This window comes from Alteromonas sp. ABH4_456, from assembly GCF_056160645.1.
Genome location: NZ_JBSWXO010000009.1, coordinates 186,314 through 211,189, shown reverse-complemented (window position 1 = coordinate 211,189; position 24,876 = coordinate 186,314). Strand labels below are relative to the sequence as shown.

24 protein-coding genes and 1 tRNA gene are annotated in these 24,876 nt (G+C 49.4%); 5 read left to right on the top strand and 20 right to left on the bottom strand.

What is annotated here, in order from left to right; genetic code table 11:
• Positions 1-7: 7 nt before the first annotated feature.
• From ACXAG2_RS14950 to purE, 5 genes are all read right to left on the bottom strand, one after another.
• Positions 8-481, bottom strand: a complete 474-nt coding sequence (locus ACXAG2_RS14950; RefSeq protein WP_119502683.1) for a Dps family protein — start codon at positions 479-481, stop codon at positions 8-10.
• Between the two features lie 125 nt (positions 482-606).
• Positions 607-1,086 carry a copper chaperone PCu(A)C gene (locus ACXAG2_RS14945; protein ID WP_474868193.1) on the bottom strand — a complete coding sequence of 160 codons (480 nt, stop codon included), beginning with the start codon at positions 1,084-1,086 and terminating at the stop codon, positions 607-609.
• Between the two features lie 121 nt (positions 1,087-1,207).
• A tRNA-Thr gene (locus ACXAG2_RS14940) sits at positions 1,208-1,283 on the bottom strand.
• A 60-nt stretch (positions 1,284-1,343) separates the two neighbouring features.
• Entirely contained in the window at positions 1,344-2,489 is a 1,146-nt protein-coding gene (locus ACXAG2_RS14935) for a 5-(carboxyamino)imidazole ribonucleotide synthase (RefSeq protein ID WP_474868190.1), read from the bottom strand.
• Positions 2,486-2,977 (bottom strand): 5-(carboxyamino)imidazole ribonucleotide mutase, encoded by a 492-nt coding sequence (purE, locus tag ACXAG2_RS14930; RefSeq protein ID WP_119502685.1) that lies wholly within the window; start codon positions 2,975-2,977, stop codon positions 2,486-2,488. Before purE ends, ACXAG2_RS14935 begins: the two co-directional genes overlap by 4 nt.
• 209 nt (positions 2,978-3,186) lie before the next feature.
• Here purE and ACXAG2_RS14925 point away from each other — a divergent pair, with 209 nt between their 5' ends.
• Positions 3,187-4,065 carry a LysR family transcriptional regulator gene (locus ACXAG2_RS14925; RefSeq protein WP_474868187.1) on the top strand — a complete coding sequence of 293 codons (879 nt, stop codon included), beginning with the start codon at positions 3,187-3,189 and terminating at the stop codon, positions 4,063-4,065.
• Between the two features lie 4 nt (positions 4,066-4,069).
• On the top strand, positions 4,070-5,308 hold the full coding sequence (gene nhaA / locus ACXAG2_RS14920) for a Na+/H+ antiporter NhaA (RefSeq protein ID WP_474868184.1): 1,239 nt from the start codon (positions 4,070-4,072) through the stop codon (positions 5,306-5,308).
• Here the strand turns inward: nhaA and ACXAG2_RS14915 are convergent.
• The 4 genes from ACXAG2_RS14915 to trxA all read right to left on the bottom strand — a co-directional run bounded on the left by ACXAG2_RS14915 (position 5,287) and on the right by trxA (position 11,603).
• Positions 5,287-8,088, bottom strand: coding sequence for an ATP-binding protein (locus tag ACXAG2_RS14915; RefSeq protein ID WP_474868182.1), 2,802 nt, complete (start codon positions 8,086-8,088; stop codon positions 5,287-5,289). The two genes, nhaA and ACXAG2_RS14915, sit on opposite strands and share 22 nt — an antisense overlap.
• 38 nt (positions 8,089-8,126) lie before the next feature.
• On the bottom strand, positions 8,127-9,422 hold the full coding sequence (locus ACXAG2_RS14910) for an amidohydrolase (RefSeq protein ID WP_474868179.1): 1,296 nt from the start codon (positions 9,420-9,422) through the stop codon (positions 8,127-8,129).
• A 166-nt stretch (positions 9,423-9,588) separates the two neighbouring features.
• On the bottom strand, positions 9,589-10,854 hold the full coding sequence (gene rho, locus ACXAG2_RS14905) for a transcription termination factor Rho (RefSeq protein WP_119502690.1): 1,266 nt from the start codon (positions 10,852-10,854) through the stop codon (positions 9,589-9,591).
• A gap of 422 nt (positions 10,855-11,276) precedes the next feature.
• A complete protein-coding gene (gene trxA, locus ACXAG2_RS14900; protein ID WP_119502691.1) occupies positions 11,277-11,603 on the bottom strand; it encodes a thioredoxin TrxA in 327 nt (108 codons plus the stop codon).
• Between the two features lie 100 nt (positions 11,604-11,703).
• Here trxA and rhlB point away from each other — a divergent pair, with 100 nt between their 5' ends.
• Positions 11,704-12,987, top strand: coding sequence for an ATP-dependent RNA helicase RhlB (gene rhlB / locus ACXAG2_RS14895; protein ID WP_474868177.1), 1,284 nt, complete (start codon positions 11,704-11,706; stop codon positions 12,985-12,987).
• A 5-nt stretch (positions 12,988-12,992) separates the two neighbouring features.
• Positions 12,993-14,501: a Ppx/GppA phosphatase family protein gene (locus tag ACXAG2_RS14890; RefSeq protein ID WP_474868175.1), complete on the top strand. Its 1,509-nt coding sequence runs from the start codon at positions 12,993-12,995 to the stop codon at positions 14,499-14,501.
• 77 nt (positions 14,502-14,578) lie between these two features.
• On the opposite strand, the gene hemB is transcribed toward ACXAG2_RS14890, so the two are convergent.
• From hemB to tatA, 7 genes are read right to left on the bottom strand one after another with little or no spacing between them, the layout of a single operon-like run.
• On the bottom strand, positions 14,579-15,577 hold the full coding sequence (hemB, locus tag ACXAG2_RS14885; protein WP_474868172.1) for a porphobilinogen synthase: 999 nt from the start codon (positions 15,575-15,577) through the stop codon (positions 14,579-14,581).
• Positions 15,574-17,472 carry a diguanylate cyclase gene (locus tag ACXAG2_RS14880; RefSeq protein ID WP_474868170.1) on the bottom strand — a complete coding sequence of 633 codons (1,899 nt, stop codon included), beginning with the start codon at positions 17,470-17,472 and terminating at the stop codon, positions 15,574-15,576. Before ACXAG2_RS14880 ends, hemB begins: the two co-directional genes overlap by 4 nt.
• A gap of 8 nt (positions 17,473-17,480) precedes the next feature.
• The gene (locus tag ACXAG2_RS14875; RefSeq protein WP_474868167.1) at positions 17,481-18,260 is read right to left on the bottom strand and encodes a TatD family hydrolase; all 780 of its coding nucleotides are present in this window, start codon (positions 18,258-18,260) and stop codon (positions 17,481-17,483) included.
• Position 18,261: 1 nt separating this feature from the next.
• On the bottom strand, positions 18,262-18,783 hold the full coding sequence (locus ACXAG2_RS14870; protein WP_474868165.1) for a hypothetical protein: 522 nt from the start codon (positions 18,781-18,783) through the stop codon (positions 18,262-18,264).
• Between the two features lie 50 nt (positions 18,784-18,833).
• Positions 18,834-19,592 (bottom strand): twin-arginine translocase subunit TatC, encoded by a 759-nt coding sequence (tatC, locus tag ACXAG2_RS14865; RefSeq protein ID WP_474841388.1) that lies wholly within the window; start codon positions 19,590-19,592, stop codon positions 18,834-18,836.
• Positions 19,593-19,892, bottom strand: a complete 300-nt coding sequence (gene tatB, locus ACXAG2_RS14860) for a Sec-independent protein translocase protein TatB (protein ID WP_119502699.1) — start codon at positions 19,890-19,892, stop codon at positions 19,593-19,595. It abuts the gene before it with no gap.
• A complete protein-coding gene (gene tatA, locus ACXAG2_RS14855) occupies positions 19,892-20,131 on the bottom strand; it encodes a Sec-independent protein translocase subunit TatA (RefSeq protein ID WP_119502700.1) in 240 nt (79 codons plus the stop codon). The genes tatB and tatA overlap by 1 nt, the downstream gene beginning before the upstream one ends.
• 195 nt (positions 20,132-20,326) lie before the next feature.
• Between tatA and ACXAG2_RS14850 the strand changes: the two genes are divergently transcribed.
• Entirely contained in the window at positions 20,327-21,283 is a 957-nt protein-coding gene (locus ACXAG2_RS14850; protein WP_474868162.1) for a hypothetical protein, read from the top strand.
• 56 nt (positions 21,284-21,339) lie between these two features.
• Here ACXAG2_RS14850 and ilvN read toward each other — a convergent pair whose 3' ends face one another.
• The 4 genes from ilvN to ACXAG2_RS14830 form a co-directional block, all read right to left on the bottom strand.
• On the bottom strand, positions 21,340-21,837 hold the full coding sequence (ilvN, locus tag ACXAG2_RS14845; RefSeq protein WP_119502702.1) for an acetolactate synthase small subunit: 498 nt from the start codon (positions 21,835-21,837) through the stop codon (positions 21,340-21,342).
• Positions 21,837-23,555: an acetolactate synthase 3 large subunit gene (locus ACXAG2_RS14840; protein ID WP_119502703.1), complete on the bottom strand. Its 1,719-nt coding sequence runs from the start codon at positions 23,553-23,555 to the stop codon at positions 21,837-21,839. Before ACXAG2_RS14840 ends, ilvN begins: the two co-directional genes overlap by 1 nt.
• Before the next feature lie 222 nt (positions 23,556-23,777).
• Positions 23,778-24,152: a MaoP family protein gene (locus tag ACXAG2_RS14835; RefSeq protein WP_474868160.1), complete on the bottom strand. Its 375-nt coding sequence runs from the start codon at positions 24,150-24,152 to the stop codon at positions 23,778-23,780.
• A 176-nt stretch (positions 24,153-24,328) separates the two neighbouring features.
• Positions 24,329-24,820 (bottom strand): DUF4442 domain-containing protein, encoded by a 492-nt coding sequence (locus tag ACXAG2_RS14830; RefSeq protein ID WP_474868158.1) that lies wholly within the window; start codon positions 24,818-24,820, stop codon positions 24,329-24,331.
• Between the last annotated feature and the right edge of the window lie 56 nt (positions 24,821-24,876).

Sequence of the window (24,876 nt, the reverse complement as noted above, 5' to 3'; positions counted from 1 at the left end):
TTATACCTTATTGAGGCAGCATCGCCCGTAACATCCATGCGGTTTTCTCATGTACACGCATGCGGTCTGAAACGAGGGCAGCTGAAGATTCGTCATCGGCATCCTGTGCCAGCTTCAGCACACTGCGGGATGTTTTCACAACGGCCTCATGACCGTGTGTTAACAAGCGTACCATCTCAGACGCTTCCGGCACACCCTCAACTTCTTCAATAGAAGATAGCTCAACGAATGACTTATAGGTACCCGGCGCAGCAACACCCAAAGTTCTGATGCGCTCGGCAATATCATCCACAGCAGTTGCCAGCTCGGTGTAATGCTCCTCGAACATCAGATGCAGTTCGCGGAATTGTGGTCCGGTGACGTTCCAGTGGAAATTATGCGTTTGCAGGTACAAGGTATAAGAGTCTGCCAGCAATCTTTTCAGTCCTTCGGCAATCTCAAAACGATCGTTTTCTGAAATACCAATATCAATCTTGCTCATCGTACACTCCTTAGTGGAATAAACTGTTTTTGAATCGTTATGATTCAATATTAACAATCGATAAAAATAAATAAAATCTATTTTATAGATTAGTCAGTTCAATTGTTTCTATGCGTTATTCACGGTCAGTGATCATTACCATGATGATGGTGATGCATTGTTTCCGATGCATTGACGACCGGCACTGTCACCTTCTGTTCAGACCCGTCGCTGAAATATAAGGTCATGGGAAAAGCGGAACCGGCTTCCAGTCCTGAGACTAATCCGGTCAGCATAAAGTGCGTACCGCCGGATTGCATAGCCACAGACTCTCCGGGTGCGACGGTGACCCCGTCTTGCAACTGACGCATTTTCATCATCCCGTCCTGCATGACAGTTGAATGTATTTGCACCTGTGCGGCGAGATCTTCACTGACACTGGCGCGGACAAGGGTAACCGGCTGCTCTGAGTGATTCGTGATTGTGGTGTAGACAGCGGCTGTTTCAGCCATCGGAAAGGTTGCTCTTGCCTGCGTGTTTGTCAGTTCAAACTGTGATGCCGCAGACGCTGCAGAAGTTAACAACAATGCCAGTAAACAGACTGACAGTCTGAAAAGCACAGACACGTTTTCGCTCCGGTGAAAGACGTTGGTTTAACACCATCTTAGGAGAGATAACCTGATTTAGGAAGTATGCAGTTTGATTTACTGCAAGAAAACGAAGAATTTTCAGCGGATGCAGAGAGAATGGTGCCGACTGCCGGAATCGAACTGGCGACCTACTGATTACAAGTCAGTTGCTCTACCAACTGAGCTAAGTCGGCACACTCTCTAAAGCTTGCTGCGAACAGCGGATGCGTATTCTAGCGACAGAATTTTTTCTGTCAAGACTCTATCTGCTTAAGTTTACGCGCTTCTTTTCCCAGTTTAGGAAAATACTCAGACGGTACATACTGGCCAAGCTCTTCAAGCTTACTTCCCAGTTCAGTATAGGATGCTGCCGTCACGTTAATATGGCCCATTTTGCGCTTTTCACGGACGGTTTTACCGTACCAGTGCAAATGACAGCCGGCTATCTTCAACAGATCACGGGAAAAGCTGCTGCAACCAATAATGTTAACCATGGCGCTGGGGCCGCGGGCTTCTGTATCCCCTAACGGTAAACCGGTGACTGCGCGCAGATGATTTTCAAACTGACTGGTGTCGCTGCCGCTCATCGACCAGTGGCCGGAGTTATGTACCCGCGGCGCCAGCTCATTGACCAGCAGTTCATCTTTGCACTGGAACATTTCCACCGCCAGCACGCCCACATAATTCATGCCTTCAGCCAGCACGCGGAAAATCTCTCCGGCTTTTTTCTGCAACGCTTCAGAGACGAACGGAGCCGGTGCCACAGACACATGCAGCTGCCCCTGGTGGTGCAGGTTCTCAGCCAGAGGGTACACCTTGATGTCCCCTTCTTTATCCCGCACGCCAACCAGCGACAATTCGCGATCAAAGTTCACCATGGCTTCAACCACCAGTGGCACTTTTTTAAGATCAAGATTGCTCAGCGCCTGTTTGATTTCGGGAAGTTCCTCTTCGCTCATTAAACGCCACTGGCCATAACCGTCGTAACCGTCACGGCTGGCTTTGATGATCAGCTTATCGCCCAGTGCCGATACGCAATCTTCCAGCTCGTCGATATACGTGACTACCTGATGGGCTGCATTGGGTACATTCAGCGCATCAAGCAAACGCTTTTCTCTGACACGATCTGCACCGACCAGGATGGCATTCATGGACGGATAGAGTTTTTCTGTTTTGCTGGCCTGTTCGAGCAGCCTTTCCGGTACATGCTCAAATTCAACTGTCAGGGCATCTGAAGACTCTATGGCCTGCGCCAGACTGATATCCAGCGGACGCTTGCTGACAGGGTGTACAACCGTGTCATTACTGACTTCAACAGCCTGCACTTCAATACCCAGCGGACAGCCCGCAAGATACATCATTTGCGCAAGTTGACCTGCGCCGTACACCAATACTCTCATTCATCAAGCTCCAGATTACCGTTGCTCAGTACTGTATCTGTTTGTGTTTTTCTGAATGCAATGACAGCGTCCCGTACCGCTTCGTCCTGCAACGCCACAACCTGAGCAGCAAGCAAACCGGCGTTAGCGGCACCGGCATCACCAATGGCCAGTGTGCCTACAGCCACACCTTTAGGCATTTGTACGATGGAAAGCAAAGAATCAATACCGTTCAGCGCTTTTGATTTCACGGGGCAGCCAAAAACAGGCAGATGGGTATGGGCAGCAATCATGCCGGGCAAATGCGCGGCTCCGCCGGCGCCGGCAATAATACAGCTGAAACCTTCGTCATGTGCAGTTTCGGCAAATTCCACCAGCAGATTAGGTGTACGGTGGGCAGAGACCACCTTTGCTTCAAATTCCACTCCGAACGATTTAAGCATCTTCGCCGCGTTTTGCATTGTCGGCCAATCAGACGTAGACCCCATGACAATAGCAACTTTAGCCATCGTGTGACTCCCCATGGTTTGAGACGTTGGTAAGACCCGCTGTTTGATGTGAAATTAATCAGGCGGATCAGAAAGCACGCGATTTTAGCATAAAATCTGATAATACCCACATTACCTGCGATGATAAGACTGTAATAAATAGATCCTTCGTTATATTTTATTACTATCAATAGTGAATTATTTATATTTGCATGAACCAGGGAGTCTTTATGCAATCTTTGACATTTCGTCTTCTGGAGGTCTTCCAGAGCATTGTCGATCACGGTTCTATCACTGCGGCATCCTCGGCGCTTTCTCTTTCTCAGCCCACCGTATCGTTACAACTCAAAAAGTTGTCCGGCATTGTAGGCATGCCGTTATTCGAACAGACATACGGCCAGTTGAAAATGACAGAAGCCGGAGAAGCCGTTTATCAGTGTGCACAGGAAGTGCTGGGGTCTCAGTCCAGACTGGAAAGCCAGATCCATGCGTTAAAAGGGGTGGAAATCGGTACCCTGAAGCTGGCAGTCGTAACGACAGCTAAATATGTGATTCCGCCCATTTTAAGCCCGTTCTGCCGGCAACACCCTAATATTGAAGTGCGTTTCACGGTGGGCAACCGCGCGGATATTATCGAGCGCATGCGCCACAACCGGGATGACGTGTACATTTTCAGTCAGCCGCCCCAGGACGACAATCTGATCTGTACGCCATTTTTACAAAACAAGCTGGTTGTTATCGCGCCGCCTGATTATAACGGCCCGGATAACTGTGATCTAAAAGACCTCATCAATCATAAATTCTTACTACGGGAATACGGCAGCGGTACGCGTCGGGCAATCCAGGATTACACTGACAACAAAGGGTTGGTGTTCCGGAATTCCATGATTATTGAAAGTAACGAAGCGATTCGTCTTGCGGTCACATCGGGGCTGGGTCTGGCGATTCTGTCCGAACACACTCTGGCGCACACGCCGCCGGACAGTGTGAGGATCCTCAAAATCAATGATTTCCCGTTAGTAAACCACTGGCAGGCTGTAACCGTAAAACACCGTCAGATAAGCCTGGCAGCTCAGGCATTTCAGAAGGCTTTATTAAACGTGGAGTAATCACATGGCAAAAACGGGCGTAGAGAATGTCCTTGAAGAAATCGTTTCTGACGTACAGTCATTTCTGAAAAGGGATGCGTCAGCAGGCATCATTCTGATGGGAGCCACCCTTCTCGCCCTGATCATTGCCAACACGCCGCTAAACGGCGCGTACAAAGATTTTCTTGATATGAAGGTGACGGTGGCCGCCGGCAGCTTCGAAATCGACAAAGCCCTGCTGCTGTGGATTAACGATGGTCTGATGGCAGTATTCTTTTTCCATGTCGGGCTGGAACTGAAGCGGGCTGTATGTGAAGGCGGCCTGTCTGATCCTAAAAATATTGTACTGCCGGCTGCCGGTGCTGTAGGCGGCATGATTATACCGGTTGCCATATACCTTGCGCTGACTTTTGGTGCTGAAAATGCCATGGAAGGATGGGCCATTCCGGCCGCCACAGACATCGCCTTTGCACTGGGGATCATGGCACTGCTCGGCAGCAGAGTACCCGCCAGTTTAAAAATATTCCTGGTCACGCTGGCCATCATTGATGACATCGGCGCCATTGTCATCATCGCCCTTTTCTACACAGATAATATTTCTTTATCTGCATTAATTGTAGCGGCTGTATGTTTACCCGTACTCTTCTGGATGAACCGCCGCAACGTTACCGACATTCCCCCTTATGTATTAATCGGGCTGGTACTGTGGGCTGCCATGCTTAAATCCGGCGTGCATGCCACCCTTGCCGGTGTTGTTCTGGCTGCATTTATTCCGATGCGCGATAAAAAGGACCCGGAATATTCGCCGGTCATTCATCTGGAGCACAGCCTGAACAGCAGTGTCAGTTTTGTCATCCTGCCCCTTTTCGCCTTTGCGAACGCCGGTATTAACTTTAGCGAGATGGAAGCAGACGCACTGACACATCCGGTAACCCTGGGGGTATTTTTTGGTCTGGTTATCGGTAAGCAGCTTGGCGTGTTTTTATTTTCATGGCTGTCGGTGAAAATGAAGTTTGCCAATCTGCCGGAAGATTTGTCATTCAGACATATATACGGCTGTGCCCTGTTGTGTGGTGTCGGCTTTACCATGAGTCTGTTTATCGGTTCGCTGGCATTCGGCGGCTCAGAAAAGGCCTTTGATGAACGTCTGGGCATACTGGCGGGTTCACTGGTATCCGGCCTGCTTGGCTACCTGGCCCTGCGCTTTATTGGTAACCCGAATCAGAAATCAGCCAAAGATGTTCAGCCGCCGGTTGAGCCGTAGTACGTCTTCCAGGTTTGCGCCAGCATGCTGAGTAATTGCCGGCGCTTAACCGGCTTACTCAGATAAGCATTCATACCGGCAGCCAGACAAGCCCGCTGATCATCCACGAAAGCATTGGCTGTCAGCGCAATCACGGGAATGGCCGCTTTCTCTGACTCAAGCCCGCGGATAGCACAGGTTGCTTCGAACCCGTCCATTTCCGGCATCTGGCAATCCATCAACACAATGTGAAACTGCATCTGACGCACCGCCGCCACGGCCTGTTTACCGTTGGCCACACGTACGCACCGGATCCCTTTATTTTTCAGCATATCCACTACGATATGGGCGTTAATATCGTTATCTTCCACCACCAGCACTTTCAGATTATCCGGAATAAACGCATCCGGCTCACTCTCTGCCTCAGGCTCCGCTTCAGCGATGTCAAAGGGAATGGTAACGGTAAAACTGGTGCCTTCACCGGGTTCTGAAGCCACCTCTATGGTTCCGTCCATCAGTTCAACCAGCTTTCTGGTGATGGGTAAGCCAAGACCCGTACCACCATATAGACGGGTTGTAGACGCATCTGCCTGAGCAAACTGCTCGAAGATATGTTCCAGTTTTTCAGGTGCAATCCCGGTGCCGGTATCCTTAACGGTGAGTGTCAGTCGCCCGTTGTCAAAGCCGGCCAGAACGGTGATCTCCCCTTCTGTAGTAAATTTCACTGCGTTGCTCAGCAGGTTATTCAGCACCTGACTCAGTTTCCCCATATCACCACATAACATTTCGGGAAGTGGCGTAAGGTAGGTCATTGACGAAGTCACACCATTATTAATGGCTGCATCCTGATGAAGATGAAATGAAGCTTCCAGCACTTTTTGCAATGAAAAATTCACCGACTCGGTTTGCATTTTGCCGGCCTCAATTTTCGACCAGTCGAGAATGCTGTCGAGGATCATCAACAAATTGGAGGCAGACTGGGCAATCATGCCGATGCGCCTTGCTGCGCCCCGCGGCAGGTCTTCTTCCAGCAGATTATCGCAGGAGCCGATAATACCGTTCATTGGTGTACGGATTTCATGTGACATGTTGGCAAGAAACCGAGATTTCGCCACATTCGCAGCTTCCGCCTGTTTCACAGCAGCTTCCAGATGCAGGGTCTTTTCCTTTACCCGTGAAGCCAGTGTCCGGTTCAGTTCTGCCAGTTCAAGGTTGAGTTTGCGCTGAGATTCCCGTGAGTGTTCTAAATCGTCAAAGGCATCGAACAGCCGCCGCTGCATGGAATCAAACGCTGACTCCAGACTTCGCAATTCTGTTACCGGCAAACTCTCAGAAAGGACGATTCCCCGGTCCCGGTTGTTAGGATCAAAGGCTTCAAACTGGCCGATAAGTTTTTTAAGGGGGCGGTTAACAACAGAAGCCAGGGTGAAGCCGGCCAGTAAACCGGTAACGGCAAATACCGCCAGCAGTTCAAGCACAGTAATCAGCGATGAGTTGGTGAGTTGCAAAAAGCGCTGCCAGCTGTAAAGAATACGTACGTGCCAGCCGCTGCCCTCAATCTGCACACTTCTCACAAACCACGTTTCGTTATTAACCTTAGTCAGTGCATCGCATCCGGTGCTGCAATTGCCCAGAGGCGAAGGCAATAACGGCTGGGCACTGAGCACCTCTGAGCCGTACACCAGCTTTCTTTCACTGTCTTCCACCAGCAACATAAAGCCGTTAATGTTACTGCTCTCGAAACGACTGAAAGATGACAGCGATAGCGACCCTTCCAGAATACCGGTAATTTCACCGTCTGCTCCGCTTACCGGTGCCGACATGGCGATAATCGGGTCCTGTCCGAACCCCCGTCCGCGAAACGCATCTGACAAATACGGTGTCTCGCTGGCGACGACCTGTGAGAAATACTCACGGCCGGACACATCAAGCATGCCCGCATCAGCAGCTTTCGCCAGCAGCGTTTCAGGCCATGCATGGGTAATTTCACCCTGCGCGTCTGCCGTCAGGAAGGTAAGAAAGGCAGGACTGGATTCAGCCAGCCCGCTCAGTAAACGATCGGTTTGCACTGCGTCGGGTTGTGTTGCACCTGGCATGGCAGAGAGCGTTCCGGCAGCAAAATTAATTGCCCGCTGATGGGTGTCGAGAAAATCTTTTACCTGCCCGGACAGCACATGAAGCCGCTGAGCCATATAAAGCTCTATCTGACTTTTCTGACGCTGCTGATATTGATGGATAAACGAATAGCTGACGCACAGCACCGCCAGAAAGAACAACGCGCTGAAGCAATATGCCAGCAGATATTTAAAATTAATGTCTTTTTTGAATGTGCTGGGGAGCCAGGCCAGCCGGGTAAAAAGGTAGGCAAGGTGCGCTGATAACACCGAAGATAACAGGCAAAACCAGGTCACTGAAACGGTAGTAAACGCCGCGGTATTAAGGCCGTTTTGCTCACTCCACTGCTGAAAAGCGAGGATCAGTACCGCCAGTGAACTGTAAATACCTATGCCGGTTTTCATTGGCTCGCAGGGCGATTGCCGCCTTCTGCAGAGTGCTAAAACAAGAGGCAGTCCGGTGCAGAGAAGAACAGGCAGTGTGACACCATGAATAAACCACACCGGTGCCATAGCCAGAGCAATACCCGGAACGGACAGCGCTGCTGGCATACGTAAAGCCATGAACACGGCAACAGGCAAACCGAATGCTGTTAAGCCGCCACTGATAAAAGGCGGAGGTATCAGGTTAAGGCCGGCACTGAACAGTACCAGCAATAACCACTTTACAGTTTCTGATGTGCGCATACCGCATGAACTCTACGCATTAAGGGAAACTGAAAAGTTTAATCAGCCTTTGCCATGTAATCCAGTGTTAAATTGGTCAGCAATTTAACACCCAGCTTCATGCCCTTGTCATCGACGTAGAAATCCGGAGTGTGGTGAGCAGGAGAATCCGCTTCCGGCACATCAAGAGGCTTACCGCCAACCCAGAGGAAAAGACCGGGGATCTGTTCCTGATAGAACGAGAAGTCTTCTGCGCCGGTTACTGCTTTGGCCAGTACCGCGCCGTCTTTTCCGGCAGTACGCTGCAGCGTAGGCAACATGTCCATCGTCAGTTCAGGATCGTTATAAGTAATGGGATAACTGTAATCCAGTGGCAGAGTCAGTTCAGCTTCAGCGCCCATGCTGTCAGCGATACCTTTAACCTTACGCTCCATCGCTTCATAAACATGTTCACGGGCAGCTTTGTCTAACGTACGGATAGTACCGACCAGCTCCACTTCACGGGGAATAATATTCGAGCGGTTACCACCATGAATGGCACCCACAGTCACTACAGCAGCATCATCAATCAGCTTGATCTCACGGGACACGATGGTTTGCAGTGACATAACCATTTGCGCCGCTGTTACGATGGGATCCACACTTTTCCACGGGTACGCACCGTGGGCCTGCTTACCGTGGATCACGATTTTGAACGGGTCAACCGCTGCCATGGCACCGCCCGGCTTGTAGCTGACTTTGTCGATGTCCAGATTCGAGCTGATATGCAGACCAAAGATCACGTCCACGTCAGGACTCTTCAACACGCCCTCTTTCACCATCACTTCAGCACCACCCAGTTCGCCCGGAGGCGCACCTTCTTCAGCGGGCTGAAAAATGAATTTCACTTTACCCCGCAGCTCATCTTTCATTTCTGTCAGAATTTTTGCAGCGCCCATCAGCATGGCCATATGGGTGTCGTGACCGCAGGCGTGCATTACCGGTACTTCTTTACCGTTATACTCGCCTTTGGCTTTTGAACGCCATGGCAGTTCGTTCTCTTCCGGCACCGGCAGGCCGTCCATATCAGCCCTCAGCGCAACCACGGGTCCCGACTTGCCACTGTCAAGCACAGCCACCACACCGGTTTTGGCGACACCGGTTTCAACCTCTAGTCCAAGAGATTTCAGGTACTTTGCAACGTATTTTGCCGTTTCAAATTCGCGGTTTGATAACTCAGGATTTTCGTGCAGATGGTGGCGCCATTTGATCACTTCAGGCTCGATTTTATCTGCCATCGCAGCCACATCAGTTTGTGCTTGTGAAAATGAAGAAAACGCCAGCATGACTGCGGCGGAGAGGAGTCGTGTGTGCATGTTAATATTCCTTATTATAAGAATATTTACCCTATCTGAATCTGCACCAATTTAAAATCAGTTTTACAACACTCCCGCCGGTATGCGGCTGAGGCGGGATAAACAACAAACAATGCGGAATCAAAAACGGCGCCATGCAGGCGCCGTTTTTCGTATCCGGAAGGATTTAGCTCTTCTGACGCTTCATCGCATCAAAGAACTCATCATTGGTTTTTGTCATCGACAGCTTGTTGATGAGGAATTCCATGGCGTCGACTTCAGACATTTCGTGAACAATCTTACGCAGGATCCACATTTTCTGCAGTTCGTCCTGGCTGGTCAGCAGCTCTTCGCGACGGGTACCTGAGCGGTTGAAGTCGATAGCAGGGAATACACGTTTCTCTGCAATCTTACGGTTCAGATGCAGTTCCATGTTACCTGTACCTTTAAACTCTTCGTAGATAACTTCATCCATCTTAGAACCGGTATCAATCAGCGCTGTAGCGATGATGGTCAGGCTGCCGCCTTCCTCAACGTTACGTGCCGCACCGAAGAAACGCTTAGGTTTATGCAGAGCGTTAGCATCCACACCACCGGTCAGAACTTTACCGGATGAAGGAATAACGGTGTTGTATGCACGGGCCAGACGGGTAATGGAATCCAGCAGGATAACCACGTCTTTTTTGTGCTCAACAAGGCGTTTGGCTTTCTCGATAACCATTTCCGCAACCTGTACGTGACGGCTGGCCGGTTCATCGAAGGTTGATGCAACCACTTCACCACGAACCAGACGGTGCATCTCGGTTACTTCTTCCGGACGCTCGTCAATCAGCAGAACCATCAGTTCACACTCAGGGTGGTTTGCAGCAATAGACTGTGCGATGTTTTGCAGTAACAGGGTTTTACCGGCTTTAGGCGGTGCAACGATGAGACCACGCTGACCTCTGCCAATTGGCGACGCCAGGTCCAGAACACGGGCTGTAATATCTTCAGACGAACCATTACCCCTTTCCATACGCAAACGGTCGGCTGCATGCAGAGGAGTTAAGTTTTCGAAGAGGATTTTATTACGGGAGTTTTCTGGCTTGTCGAAGTTAACTTCGCGGATTTTCAGGAGGGCAAAGTAGCGTTCACTATCTTTGGGTGGTCTGATTTTTCCTGAAATCGTATCACCGGTGCGAAGATTGAAACGTCGAATCTGGCTGGGTGATACATAGATATCGTCGGGCCCGGCAAGATAAGAAGAATCTGCTGAGCGCAGGAAGCCAAAGCCGTCCTGCAAAATTTCGAGTACACCATCACCGAAAATGTCTTCACCGCCTTTGGCGTGATTTTTCAGGATTGAAAAGATGATGTCTTGTTTTCTGGCACGAGCCATGTTCTCCAGGCCCATCTGTTCGGCCAGGGCAACCAACTCGCTAATTGGTTTATTCTTCAGTTCGGTTAAATTCATACTGGTGGGTCTTTGTGCTTGGACTTCGCTTACGGGACGTTAGCCCCTAAATTAAAAAAATAGTTGGAATAGATGTTTGTCCGGGTCGGACTTAAGCAGAACGCTGCTCGGTTTGAGCATATATCCGAACGTTAGCACCTTAATTGAGGAGCGTCCACTTTTTTTGCCGCAATTGTTAAAAAAACTTTAATGCCCGATATTTACTTTGCACTAACCGGCACATACAGCAGCATCTGACAGACAAAGTTGTCGCACGTTCACTGATGTGAAGGTTTACATTGTCAGCTTATATAAGTGATAGCGGTAATATGCTGTTATGTCCATTACCGGTTGTTGAGATGGATCAAATTGCAGAAGAACAGAGTATAAAAAACCTGCCGGCAGACCGGCAGGTTTTTCTGATTCGGATGTTCCGTTAACGATTAAAGGTTTTCGTTCAGGAACTCTGTCAGTTGAGTTTTTGACAATGCGCCAACTTTTGTAGCGGCAACATTACCGTTTTTGAACAGCAGTAAAGTTGGGATGCCACGAATGCCATATTTTGGTGGCGTTTCATTATTTTCATCGACATTCAACTTACCAACTGTTAATTTGCCATCAAACTCGGTCGCAACTTCTTCGAGAATTGGTGCGATCATTTTACAAGGGCCACACCACTCGGCCCAGAAGTCAACCAGCACAGGACCAGCAGCATTGATAACATCTGCTTCAAATTTGTCGTCAGTTAACTTGATAATTTTGTCGCTCATTCTTTTCTCCAATATTTGGTCTGCTGCTGATTTGTCTCAGCTTTACCATTAGTGTTATAAGAAACCGTTTTTTAATGCAAGCACAGATAAGCTATAAGCTATGCAAACAACACATTTAACTGAAACACATTTTTCCGACTTGCCCATCAATACCAAAGTTGTTGAGGCATTGAAGTCTGCAAACTTCACTCATTGTACTCCAATCCAGGCACTTGCGTTGCCGCCCCTGCTAGAGGGACTGGATATCGCCGGTCAGGCACAAACCGGTACGGGCAAGACAATGGCATTTCTTGTCGCAACTTTCCACCATCTGTTGGAAAAAGCGCAAAATGACGCCAGTAGTCAATCCGGACCGCGCGCCATCATCATGGCACCTACCCGTGAACTTGCGGTTCAAATTTATAATGATGCCAAGCCGCTCAGCGAGCACACCGGACTGTCACTTGGTCTCATTTATGGGGGCGAAGGATACCAAAGTCAACGCGAATCGCTAGAAGAAGGGGTAGATATTATTATCGGTACGACAGGACGCATTCTTGATTACTACAAACAAGGTGTGTTCTCGCTGGATAATATTCAGGCTGCCGTACTCGATGAAGCGGATCGCATGTTCGATTTAGGCTTTATTAAAGATATCCGTTTCCTGTTCCGCAGAATGCCTGCTGCCACTGAACGCCTGAGCATGCTGTTCTCAGCAACGCTGAGCTACCGCGTACAGGAACTGGCCTATGAGCATATGAACAACCCTACTCACGTGCAGGTTGAACCGGAACGCAAAACAGCCACCCGGGTGTCTGAAGAACTGTTCTACCCGTCAGATGAAGATAAAATGCTTCTTCTGCTTACTCTGCTGGAAGAAGAATGGCCGGATAAAGCCATTGTTTTCGCAAACACCAAGAGCGGTTGTGAGCGGGTTAACGACTGGCTGGCAGCTGATGGTCACCGCGTAGGCCTTTTAAGCGGCGATGTACCGCAGAAAAAGCGTCTGTCGATCCTTGAAGACTTCACCAAGAACAATCTTGATATCCTGGTTGCCACTGACGTTGCCGCCCGTGGTCTGCACATTGATAAAGTGACCCACGTATTTAATTACGACCTGCCGGACGATGCGGAAGATTACGTTCACCGTATTGGTCGTACGGGCCGTGCCGGAGCCAGCGGTGCCGCTATCAGCTTCGCCTGTGAAAAGTACGCACAGAACCTGCCGGCGATTGAAGAATATATTCAGCATGCCATTCCTGTTACCGAATTTGACAGAACTGCATTACTGGATGATGTGACTGCACCGAAACCCCGTCGCCGGCGTACTCCGACTAACCGGAATTCGTCCCGTCGTGGCAACAGTCGCCGTAACAGCAACAATAAGAAACCGTCAAATCAGTAAAATCTATGCAGCCAGAACTTCAACATGATGCGGTTGTTCACGGCGAGTATTACGCCGCCGTGGATCTGGGTTCCAACAGTTTCCACATGGTGGTGGTGCACGTCGTGAACGGCAGTGTGCAAATCATCGGTAAAGTGAAACAGAAAGTCAGGCTGGCTGCCGGTTTAAATGACGATATGGAACTGGATGAAGTCAGCATGGAGCGTGGCTGGCAGTGTTTACAGACATTCGCCGAACGCCTGCAGGACATCCCCCGTTCCAATGTAAAAGTGGTCGCTACTGCAACACTGCGTCTGGCAGTAAATGCAGCGGATTTCATCCACAAAGCAGAATCCATTCTGGGCCACAAGCTGGAAGTCATCAGCGGTGAAGAAGAGGCGCGGCAGATTTATCTCGGGGTTGCGTATACTTCCGCGAATCAGGGCAATTCCCTGGTAATTGATATCGGCGGCGCGAGCACCGAAATTATCATCGGCAATGATATGCACCCTATCCACCTGGTCAGTCTGGATATGGGATGCGTCACGTTCATGGAACGGCACTTCCCTAAAGGCCAAATCACCCGGGCCAACTTCGATAAAGCACAACAGAAAGCCAACGCCCTTCTGGACAGCGTGGCTGATACCTTCCTGTGCTTTGACTGGCATAACTGTCTGGGCGCATCAGGTACACCACAAGCCATCACAGAAATCCTGGTCGCACAGGGGATCAGTGATGCTATCCGCCTTGATTACCTGTATAAACTGCGTGATGAATGTATCTGTGGTCATATCGACAACCTGAACATCAAAGGACTGGAAGAGTCCCGCAAGCCGATTTTCCCCAGTGGCCTGGCGATTCTGATCACCCTGTTCGAGCGCCTGAAAATCCGTGATATGAATATTTCCGGCGGCGCACTGCGGGAAGGACTGATTTATGGCATGCTGGACAACCTGCAGGAAAATGACCGCCGCAGCCAGACCCTGAATCATACTATGAAGCGGTTTCACATCGACCGCCACCATGCTGAGTCAGTACGGGGACTGGCACTGCGCCTGTGTCACCAGTTATGTGCGCAAACCAGTTTGTGCCACCTTGATACTGAAGCCGTGCTGGGGGCTGCAGCAACCCTGCATGAAATCGGCCTGCATGTTGAGTTTAAAAAGCATAATGAGCATGGTGCCTACCTGCTGACGTATATCGATTTGCCCGGTTACACCAAATTACAGCGTGTGGCGATACGGGACCTGGTAAAATGTCACCGCCTCGCAATCAAGTCAGACACTTTTTCTCATTATCATGAAGAAGTAAGGCCCATGCTGGAAGGTCTGTTACGGGTGTTAAGAATTGCCGTTGTGTTGTGTCTGCGTCGTCAGAACAAGCACATTCCGGAGGTAGAACTGAAAGTGGACGGTGATGACTGGACACTGATCCTGCCGCAGGGCTGGCTGGCAGCCCACCCGCTAATTAATGCTGAGCTGGCCAACGAAACCTGGTTACAACACCGGGCTGGTTGGAAGCTGCACTGCCTGTGACCGGTATTTACCGGGCGAAGTAAAACCGGCCCTGTATCAGGCCGGCAGTCTCAGATGTGTCAGCGGACGGTAGACATTCAGCCCTTCAGTAACTGCGCAGCCTGCGGCGCAAAGTAAGTCAGAATGCCATCTGCACCGCCCCGCTTAAATGCAAGCAGCGATTCCAGAATAACTTCATCTTCCTTCAACCAGCCATTAGCAAACGCCGCTTTGTGCATAGCATATTCGCCACTTACCTGATAGGCAAAAGTCGGCACCTTCAGCTCTTCTTTACAACGACGGACAATATCCAGATACGGCATGCCGGGTTTCACCATGACCATGTCTGCCCCTTCCTGCAGATCCATGGCAATTTCGTGAATGGCTTCATCGCTGTTTGCAGGGTCCATCTGATAGGTTTTCTTGTTCCCGCCTTTGATGTTCGCAGCAGAGCCCACAGCGTCCCTGAAAGGGCCATAATAGGCTGACGCATACTTGGCAGCATAAGCCATGATACAGGTGTTGTGGTGACCGTCAGCTTCAAGGGCATTGCGGATGGCACCAATTCTGCCATCCATCATGTCCGACGGAGCCACAATGTCAGCGCCGGCTTCAGCATGAGACAAGGCCTGCTTTATCAGCGCATCCACGGTAATATCATTTACCACATACCCGTCTTTGTCGATGATGCCGTCCTGTCCGTGGGAAGTAAACGGATCCAGTGCCACATCAGACATCAGCATCAGTTGCGGATAAGCGTCTTTTAACGCACGCAGTGCCTGCTGTGCCAGTCCCTGCGGATTCCACGCTTCTTTCGCACAGTCAGTTTTCAGCTCCATAGGCGTAACCGGAAAAGGCGCCAGAGCGGGGATCCCAAGTTCGACCCACTTACCGGCTTCTTCCACCAGTAAATCCACAGATAAACGTTCAACGCCCGGCATGGAAGGCACAGCTTCCCGCTGTTTTTTGCCCGGCAGAACAAATACAGGGTAAATCAGATCTTTTACCGTGAGCACGTGCTCTGCGACCATATCCCGCAATGCGTCCTGACTTCTGAGGCGGCGCATTCTTTTTGCCGGGAAAGGTGAAAATGTCATGATGATTCTCCAGAAAAGATTTCCGCGACAACCTGATTCCGCCCGTTTTGCTTAGCGCGGTACAACAGACTGTCTGCGTACTTCAGTAAATCGAGTTCGTGTGCTTCACGCTGAATAACGGCACATGCAACACCGGCGCTCATCGTCAGCTGAATAACCTGCCCGTCAATTTCAACCGGCGTCTGCTCAATCATTCTGCGCATGGATTCCACGACCTGTCGGGCACCCTCAATGTCGGTGTTAGGCAAAATAATGCCAAACTCTTCACCGCCATAGCGGCATACATCGTCTGACGAACGGCGTAACTGTGATTGCAGTAAACGGGCAATGTGACAAATACAGGCATCACCCGCTGCATGTCCGTACTCGTCATTAACCGACTTGAAGTGGTCGATGTCAATCATTGCGAGGCTAAGCTCAGTTTGTTCACGACGACTGCGCCGGCTCTCTGCCAGTAAGCGTTTATCAAAGTGCCTGCGGTTACGGCTCCCTGTCAGTGAGTCGATGCTGTTAAGGCGCTCCAGTTCTTCGTTGGCCTGTGATAATTCGCGCAGTGCAATTTCCAGTTCCAGGGTACGTTCCTGCACCTTGTATTCCATTTCATCGGCATACTGGCGTTGAATTTCCACCAAATCCTCCCGCGCCTGTGCAGATAGTTTTTCCTGCTCAAGGGCTTTACGGGACGATTCAAAGGCGGTTTCTTTTTGCTGGCTGTATCCAATGGCGATAATAAACGTCAACAGTAACGTTTCTACTGACGCTCCGAGCATCAGCAAATAATTGGACGGTATACTGGTGCTGAATACTCCCAGATTATCCAGGCTGGCAGATAAACCGCTGACCAGCAAAATACTCCAGGCAAAAGAATAGTACCTGGCAATGGTGTGCCCCCGCATGGCAAGCCGGATACCGATGGCCGGGGTAAAAATTACCACCAGCCCCAGCATTACCAGAAACACTTTGATAAGCCATGCATAGGGCAGAAACAGGCTGACAATGATATTTAACCCGAACAGGGCTGCCACCGCTTTCAGTGCTTTATCAATTTTCCGGCTATGGGAAGAGACTTCCAGTAAGGAGCGGGAAAACAGCATGGCAAACATAATGGCGGCATTGGCACAAATAGCGACGGCCCGTTGTTCAAACCAGCCCCACTGCGGCCACAAATACGCAAAGGCCTGACCGTTCAGAGTCGCCAGCGTCAGCGACAGCGAAATGACGTAAGCGGTGTAAAGTAAAAATGTGGCACTACGGGTGGTCAGAAAGAAGAAAAAGTTGCTTACCCCGATGGCCAGCAGGAAACCAAAGAATGCCCCCATCAGATGACTCAGGCTGGAGGTATATTCGATGAATTCTGTTTTATTCCACACACGCACAGGCAATCTTACTGCCCCTGAAGTTTTCACTTTCAGCACCACATCCAGCTGTGCATAGCCCGCCGGGATGGTAAATAACATGGAGGGGTGACGTATATCCCACTCTGTAAACGACAACGCATCGCCGCCGTGGAGAGTTGCCACCGGGGCGTGCTGTTCGGGCGTAAAAAAAGAGACTTCTATGTTGTCCAGCAGCGGATAAGCCACTTCGAGTAACGCTTCTTCAGATAAAAGTGCATCACGCCTGACAGAGAAATTAAACCAGTATACACCGTCCTGCATGCCCAGATTTACCGGGTTACTCACAGGCGTCCAGTCTACGGCGGCTATTTCGGAATAACTTTGAATGGAAAAAGCAGATGCTGCTGAGGAAGTATAACGAATTTCAGAAATGCGCTGCTGTTGGTCGTCGGCGCGGATGTAGGGTTGCACAACATAAAGAAACAAGGCAACAACGGCCAGCGTTATTGCGATCAGCCACTCATCGTACCGGCGGACCATCCCCGTGTTCAATTGCATTTATTATTCTACCTTGCAACTTTGAATACCCTGCAAGTATTAGCATAACTGTTTTGTGCCAACTCTTCATAACTTATTTCTGTCAAATCAGCCAAATACCTACCAATTGATGAGATAAAAGCAGGTTCATTATTTTTTGACTTCGGACGATGATTTTTCGGAAATAAATAAGGCGCGTCGGTTTCGAGAATTAACCGGCTAAGGGGTAACTGCTTCACCGCTTGTCTTAAATCTCCGCCACGTTTTTCATCACAGACCCAGCCGGTGATACCAATATAAAGACCCCGGTCGAGATAGGCCTGCATGGCGTCAAGGTTTCCGGTAAAGCAATGGGCGATGCCACCGGCCAGTTGCCCTTCAACACTGTCCAGACAATCTAGTTGCAGTGCAAAAGCATCACGCTCATGAAGATAGACAGGCTTATTATGTTTAACGGCAATCGCCAGTTGCCGGCGAAAGACCGATGCCTGAACATCACGGGGGGAAAAGTCGCGGTTAAAGTCGAGTCCGCACTCACCGACAGCAACAACCCCCGGACAATCAAGGCGCTGCTCCAGACCGATAAAGTCACCCTCTGTCATAACCTTAGCGTTATGCGGGTGACAACCTACGGTATAACAAAGGTGTTCAGGGTAACGTTGATAAAGCGCTTTTGCATCATCCCACTCAGCGGGCTCAGTAGTGATGATACAAAGTTCATCTACCCCCGCTTCCACAGCGCGGGCGATAATGTCGTCGGGATTAAACCGGCGGTCAAGGAGGTTGACGCCGGCATCGAACCATTTCAACTTACTTGATCCGGCGTACGCCAATTCTGCCACTGGCGCCGGACTTCTTCAGATAGAAAGCACCCAGTGCACCACGCTCCACCAATACGGTATCGCCTTTGCGGAATTTGTAGTTCACATCATCGGAAGTCTGACGCCAGACCATACCGCTATCCAGCGTGATTATGTAGTCACCCCGCGGGCTGGTCGACACATCCGTAATGGTACCGGACATATTTTCAGGCAGATTCGCTGCCGCCAGACGCTGTGCTTCCAGACCAAAGTCATCTTCCGTAATTTGTGGCTTGCTGGCAGTGGCAACCGGCTGACGCTTGGGTTGCTCGCTGGCAATGTCATCAACAGACTTGCCTGCTCCGGCATAGATGTTCATTGAACCGGCAACGGCGTCATAACAAATAAGACGTTTCAGATCGTTTTTTTCGTTCTTGCAAACCTGCATGGCTTCAGTAACGGTTTCAGCCTGCGCCGTAAATGATAAAGCGCCAATGAGGGCCACACCGGCCAGTTTTATTTTTGATTTCATTATTATTCCTTACTTGTCATCTTCAGATCGTCTGTCCCGATCTGTCTGAGCTAAACTGACTCAGAGTCGGACGATTGCTCGTCCTCATCATCTTCTTTTTTACCTGCGTAAAATCCACCGACGATGACGCCCACTTCAAATAAGAACCACATTGGAATTGCCAGTAATGTCTGGGAAATAACATCCGGAGGTGTCAGCAGCATGCCCAGTATGAAGGCACCGACCACCACGTAAGGACGTTTAGCACGCAGCGTTGCCGCATCGGTCACGCCTGTCCAGCATAACAATATGATGGCAATCGGGATCTCAAATGACACCCCGAATGCAAAAAACAATTTAAGTACGAAGTTCAGATAGCTGGAAATATCTGTACTGACGGTTACCCCTTCAGGCGCCACACTGTTAAAGAACGCAAAGGCGATAGGGAAAACCACGAAATAGGCAAAAGCCATCCCCGCATAAAATAGCAGTGTGCTTGAGAATAACAGCGGCGCGACCAGCTTTTTCTCATTCTTGTATAAGCCCGGCGCGACAAAGGCCCAGACCTGATAAAGCACATAGGGAATAGCAATGAAAAATGACAGCACCAGCGTAAGTTTAAACGGTGCAAAAAACGGTGATGCAACATCCGTTGCAATCATGGATGTGTTTTCCGGCATCGTGCTCAGCAAAGGCTCAGCCAGAAGACGGTAAAGATCCTGAGCGAAATACGCCAGACACAAAAACACCAGCAGCACACTTGCCAGTGCGTGCAAGACACGGTTTCGCAGCTCAATCAGGTGCGAGATAAGAGAGTTAGCGTCAGACATTTACTTCTTTTTATAAGGTTCCTGCACGGACTTCGCGGCATCTTTGAGTTCATCGACGCTTTCTTTAAGTTCCGGCGCAATATCTTTGAGGCCCTGTTGCTCAGCCTTTTTCAGATTTTCATGCAATTCATGCACACGTAACTGGTGTTCCACTTCCTGCTTGAAGCCTGTTGCCATATTACGCACGCTGCGCACTGTTTTGATGGTGGAGCGCATTGCGCCGGGTAAACGTTCCGGCCCCAGCACAAGCAGTGCCAGCACTCCAATCACCAATAATTCCCAGAAGCCAATGTCAAACATCAGGATTTTTCTTTAACGTCTGCCTTGGACTCTGCTTCTACAGATTGCGCCTCGTTTTTGTTTTCAACGCGCTTTTCCTGTGAGAAATCAGCATCTGACTCTTCATCAGTTACTGCTTTCTTAAAACCTTTTACTGCACCACCCAGATCGGAGCCAATGCTCTTGAGTCGCTTGGTGCCAAACAGAAGAACAACAATCACTAAAACAATCAGCAATTGCCAGATACTAATTCCACCCATCAAAAAAATCTCCTTTACATCAAGACCCACAGTATGCCACCGCTATAAGAACCTTTCACGACATAATTTACAATTGTGAGGTGAACCGTTTCATCTTTACGTTTTTATACTTATTTAAACTTTTGACGAATGTCTGATTTCACTTCATGCTAAAAACTGGATAGGAAGCCCGGGTCTGAAACCCTGAATTAATTTATGTCATGTATCGTGTTGTTACTGTGTGTTGCACTGCCCCGGTTGTCAGACGGAGACGTTGAGCGTCTTCCGGTTGAACAAAGCCAGCTGGCAGAAGCCGGTACAGATGAAAAACTCTGGTTCGATAACTGGCAACAGGAGCTTACCCGCTCCATGGACTACACCGCACGGCAACTCGACAGCTTTTTTGCTCTGGAAGGCAGTGACGCTTACCGTGATGCCAGGGCCGAAGGCCGGGTGAGTCTGGGCTGGGAACCCAGAACGCGGGACCTCAGTGAAATGGATTTACGTTTCCGGATTCGGGTAAAACTACCGGCGCTGGAAGACCGTGTAGACCTGGTGCTCAGCGATAACGAAGATAACGACAATCAAAATACCATTAAAGCGGCAAGAGACCCGGTAGCCCGGAACCGTGATAACACAACCATCGCCCTGCGTTACCGTGCCAGTGATAATGCCAGAATGTCGTACCGTATCGGTACCGGCAGGCGGGGGCAAATTTATGCGAAAGCCCGTTTTCAGGATATGGCCCCGCTCTCCGATACAATCGCCCTGTTTTACGACGCTGAAACTTATTATTACAACCGCGACGGACTGGGTGCTGAAATAGGAGCAACATTTCAATATCTCAGCCACGACGACCATGTATTCCGCTTCAACAACCGTTATTACTACCGCGATGAACGCGAAGACTGGTTGTGGCGGCACGAACTGCAATATCTGCAACCGCTGACTTCACATTCCGCCGCTATCTATACCCTGTTTACAGAAGGACTGACAAAACCGTCAAACGAGCTCAGAGAGGTGTACACCAGCTTCCGCTACCGCATGAATCCCACACGTGACTGGCTGTTTTACGAAATAGAACCGTTTGTTTTATGGCTGAAAGAAGAAGATTTTAAACCTTCGTACGGGCTGGCTTTACGGGTGGAAGTGTATTACGGCAAAGGGGCATAAAAAAACCGGTATCACAGGGCGATACCGGTTTTGTCGTTCTTTTTACTACCGCTGATTTATGGTCTCAGCGCACGTTCACCGCGGGCTAATCCGCATACGCCGGTGCGGGATGATTCGATAATTTCTGCACATTCACCCATTGCAGACGCGAAAGCATCCAGCTTGTCTGATGTACCTGTGATTTCAATGGTGTAATTGCTGCCGTTTACATCAACAATACTGCCACGGAAGATATCACTGGTGCGCTTCACTTCAGCGCGGATCTCTTCAGTCCGTGTAGCCACTTTAATCAACATCAGTTCACGTTCTACGTGGGTGCCGTCGGTTAAATCGACCACTTTAAGCACGTCGATGAGTTTGTTCACCTGTTTGGTGATTTGCTCAATCACTTTATCATCACCGTGAGTGGTAATGGTCAGGCGAGACAAACTGGGATCGTCTGTTGCGGCAACACACAGTGAATCAACGTTATATCCACGTTGTGAAAATACGCCCACGATACGTGACAGTGCGCCCGGCGCGTTTTCCATTAATACTGAAATAATTCTTCTCATCAGGTTCGCTCCGTTTTGCTCAGGCGCATGTCATCCATTGCACCGAATTTCACTTGCATTGGATAAACGTGTTCGTTCTGGTCTACAGCAATGTCCATGAATACCAGTCTGTCGGTATAGCTGAAACATTTTTCCATCGCGGCGTCGAGCTCATCGAGACGATCCACTTTGATACCTACATGGCCATAGGCCTCTGCCAGCTTCACAAAGTCAGGCATTGAGTCCATGTAAGAATGTGAGTGACGACCTTTATAAATCATATCCTGCCACTGACGTACCATGCCCAGCGCACGGTTGTTCAGAGAGATAATCTTCACCGGTAAGTTGTACTGCAAACAGGTAGACAGTTCCTGAATATTCATCTGAATACTGCCGTCACCGGTTACAACCACAGAGGTCGCTTCAGGGTGTGCGAACTGTACGCCCATGGCTGCCGGTAAACCAAAGCCCATGGTGCCCAGACCACCGGAATTGATCCACTGACGGGGCTTTTTATAAGGATAATATAAAGCAGCAAACATCTGGTGCTGACCCACGTCAGAACTGACATACGCATCACCGTTGGTGTGCTTGTACAAAGCTTCGATAACACGCTGTGGCTTAATTACCGTATCGCCCTGTTCGTACTTAAGACACTCACGGCCGCGCCACTGGGTGATTTGTTGCCACCAGTCGCTGAGCTTTTCTTTCTGGCCGGAGAAATCCACATCAGCCAGTTGCTCAAGGATCTGATCAAGTACTTTATCCACACTGCCAACAACCGGAATGTGCGCATTAATGGTTTTTGAAATCGATGCAGGGTCAATATCCACATGAATGATTTCAGCATGAGGACAGAACTTTGAAACGTTGTTGGTAACACGGTCATCAAAACGGGCACCCAGTGCAATAATGCAGTCTGAATTGTGCATGGTTTTGTTGGCTTCCAGCGTACCGTGCATACCCAGCATACCGACGAACTGTTCATGGGTACCCGGCATAGCGCCAAGCCCCATCAGCGTGCAGGTTACCGGTGCATTCAGCTTCTCAGCCAGCTCAATAACTTTACCGGATGCCTCACAGGCAACAGCACCACCACCCACGTACATCACCGGACGTTCTGCTTTAAGCATAGAAGCAACGGCTTTTTTGATTTGCTTCATATGGCCCTTTTCAGTGGGGTTATACGAGCGCATAGCCACTGACTCAGGGAATACGTAGGGATGGGAATCCTGGACGTTTACAATATCTTTTGGCAAATCAACCACCACCGGCCCCGGACGGCCGGAGTTGGCAATATAAAAGGCTTTGGCAATGGCTTCAGGAATATCAACAGCCCGTTTTACCAGAAAGCTGTGCTTAACGATGGGGCGGGAACAACCCACCATATCCGTTTCCTGGAATGCATCTTCACCAATGAGTGATGACATTACCTGACCGGACAATACCACCATAGGAATAGAGTCCATGTACGCAGTAGCAATACCGGTAATGGTATTGGTTGCGCCCGGGCCAGAGGTGACGAGGACTGTGCCGGTTTTGCCAGTTGAACGTGCATAACCATCCGCCATATGGGCGGCCGCCTGTTCGTGACGTACGAGGACATGTTTGACATCATCCTGCGCAAACAGCGCATCGTAAATGTCTAAAACGGCACCACCGGGGTAACCGAACACATGTGTGACTCCCACATCTTTTAGCGCTTCAACCACCATGGCAGCGCCTGACATCATTTTCACAGTCAAATCTCCTGTATTATGGATTTGTGTCTCGTAACCTTATTAAAAATATATGCGGAATATACCGTAGCGCGGACTATAACGAAGGCATTAGAAAGATAAAACAAAAAAATGGCTAAAAGTGAGATATGTATCCCAATATATAGAATAAATAGGATGAATACCCCCATTTAGCTTATTTTACAGCCAAATATAGGATGGCGGTTACAACTGATTTACAAGTTAATCGTCATCTAACACGATATCGGTATCGTCCGCAGTGCCACCGTCGTCGTCAGATTCTGTCAGTGCAACTTTTTTTGAGCCATAGATTGAGGCGGCTTTAGGTCGGTTAATACGCTTCTGGTACTTTAGCCACACTTTTTCTTCTGGTGAAGCCGGTTCGGTCTCACCATGAGCAACAGCAATGAAGCGCATATCCTGATCCGTTTCAGGTGTCAGCTTTCCATCTACCAGTGCTGCAATTACACTACCATTTTCTGCGAGAATTTTCGCTTCTTTTATCGAAAAATCGCCGGAACGTGCAAATCCGTAGGGATAATGCTTTTTATCCATAAACGGGCGCTTTATCAGACTATCACGAGTATTATTCGTCATACTAAAACCTGTTTGCTGCAATGCTATTTGAGAACGGTTTCAGGCCATGCCAATCAGGCATCAAAGCCACTAACAAAACTTGTGCTTTTCGCAACACAACAAATAGTTTTAATGACGTTGGATGTCAAACAAAAAAGCGGCACCAGCCGCTTTTTACACAGATCTTAATATTACTGTCATTTTTTCTTTGGCACCCAGGCCCAGCACATTTCACAAATCACCGGTTCAATGTGGTTTGCATCAGTGACTTTGACCTGAACAAGCACCTCACCTTTTTCTTCTGTCTGCATGAGAGCAATTTGTTCCGCAGTCAGTATCGCTTCTGCTTTCATATCGCCCTCAGCCCGCTTTACGTACTTCAGGTTCATATATTTAATCAGCGGAAGTTTGTCTCCCGGCAGATTTACCCCGACGATAAACCCGGTGGCAGATTCCGCCAGTAAGCCCATCGCTGCAGCATGCACACTGCCAATGTGATTCTGAACCCGCTTACGGTTTTTAATCTGAAACGTGACCGATGTGAGATCTGAAGCAAGAATATCCAGTTTAGCCGTGCCCGCGAGTTTAACCGTATGGCGGAACATCGCCGTCATCAACCGGCGGCTGATAAAGGAAGGGTATTTATTTGCTTTTAAAGAAAACAGTCTCAGTGGATTCGGTTTTGCCATCTTGCTCCTCTTATTCTGGTTAGACCAGTTAGAGTAGCCGCTGGTCAGATGAAAAT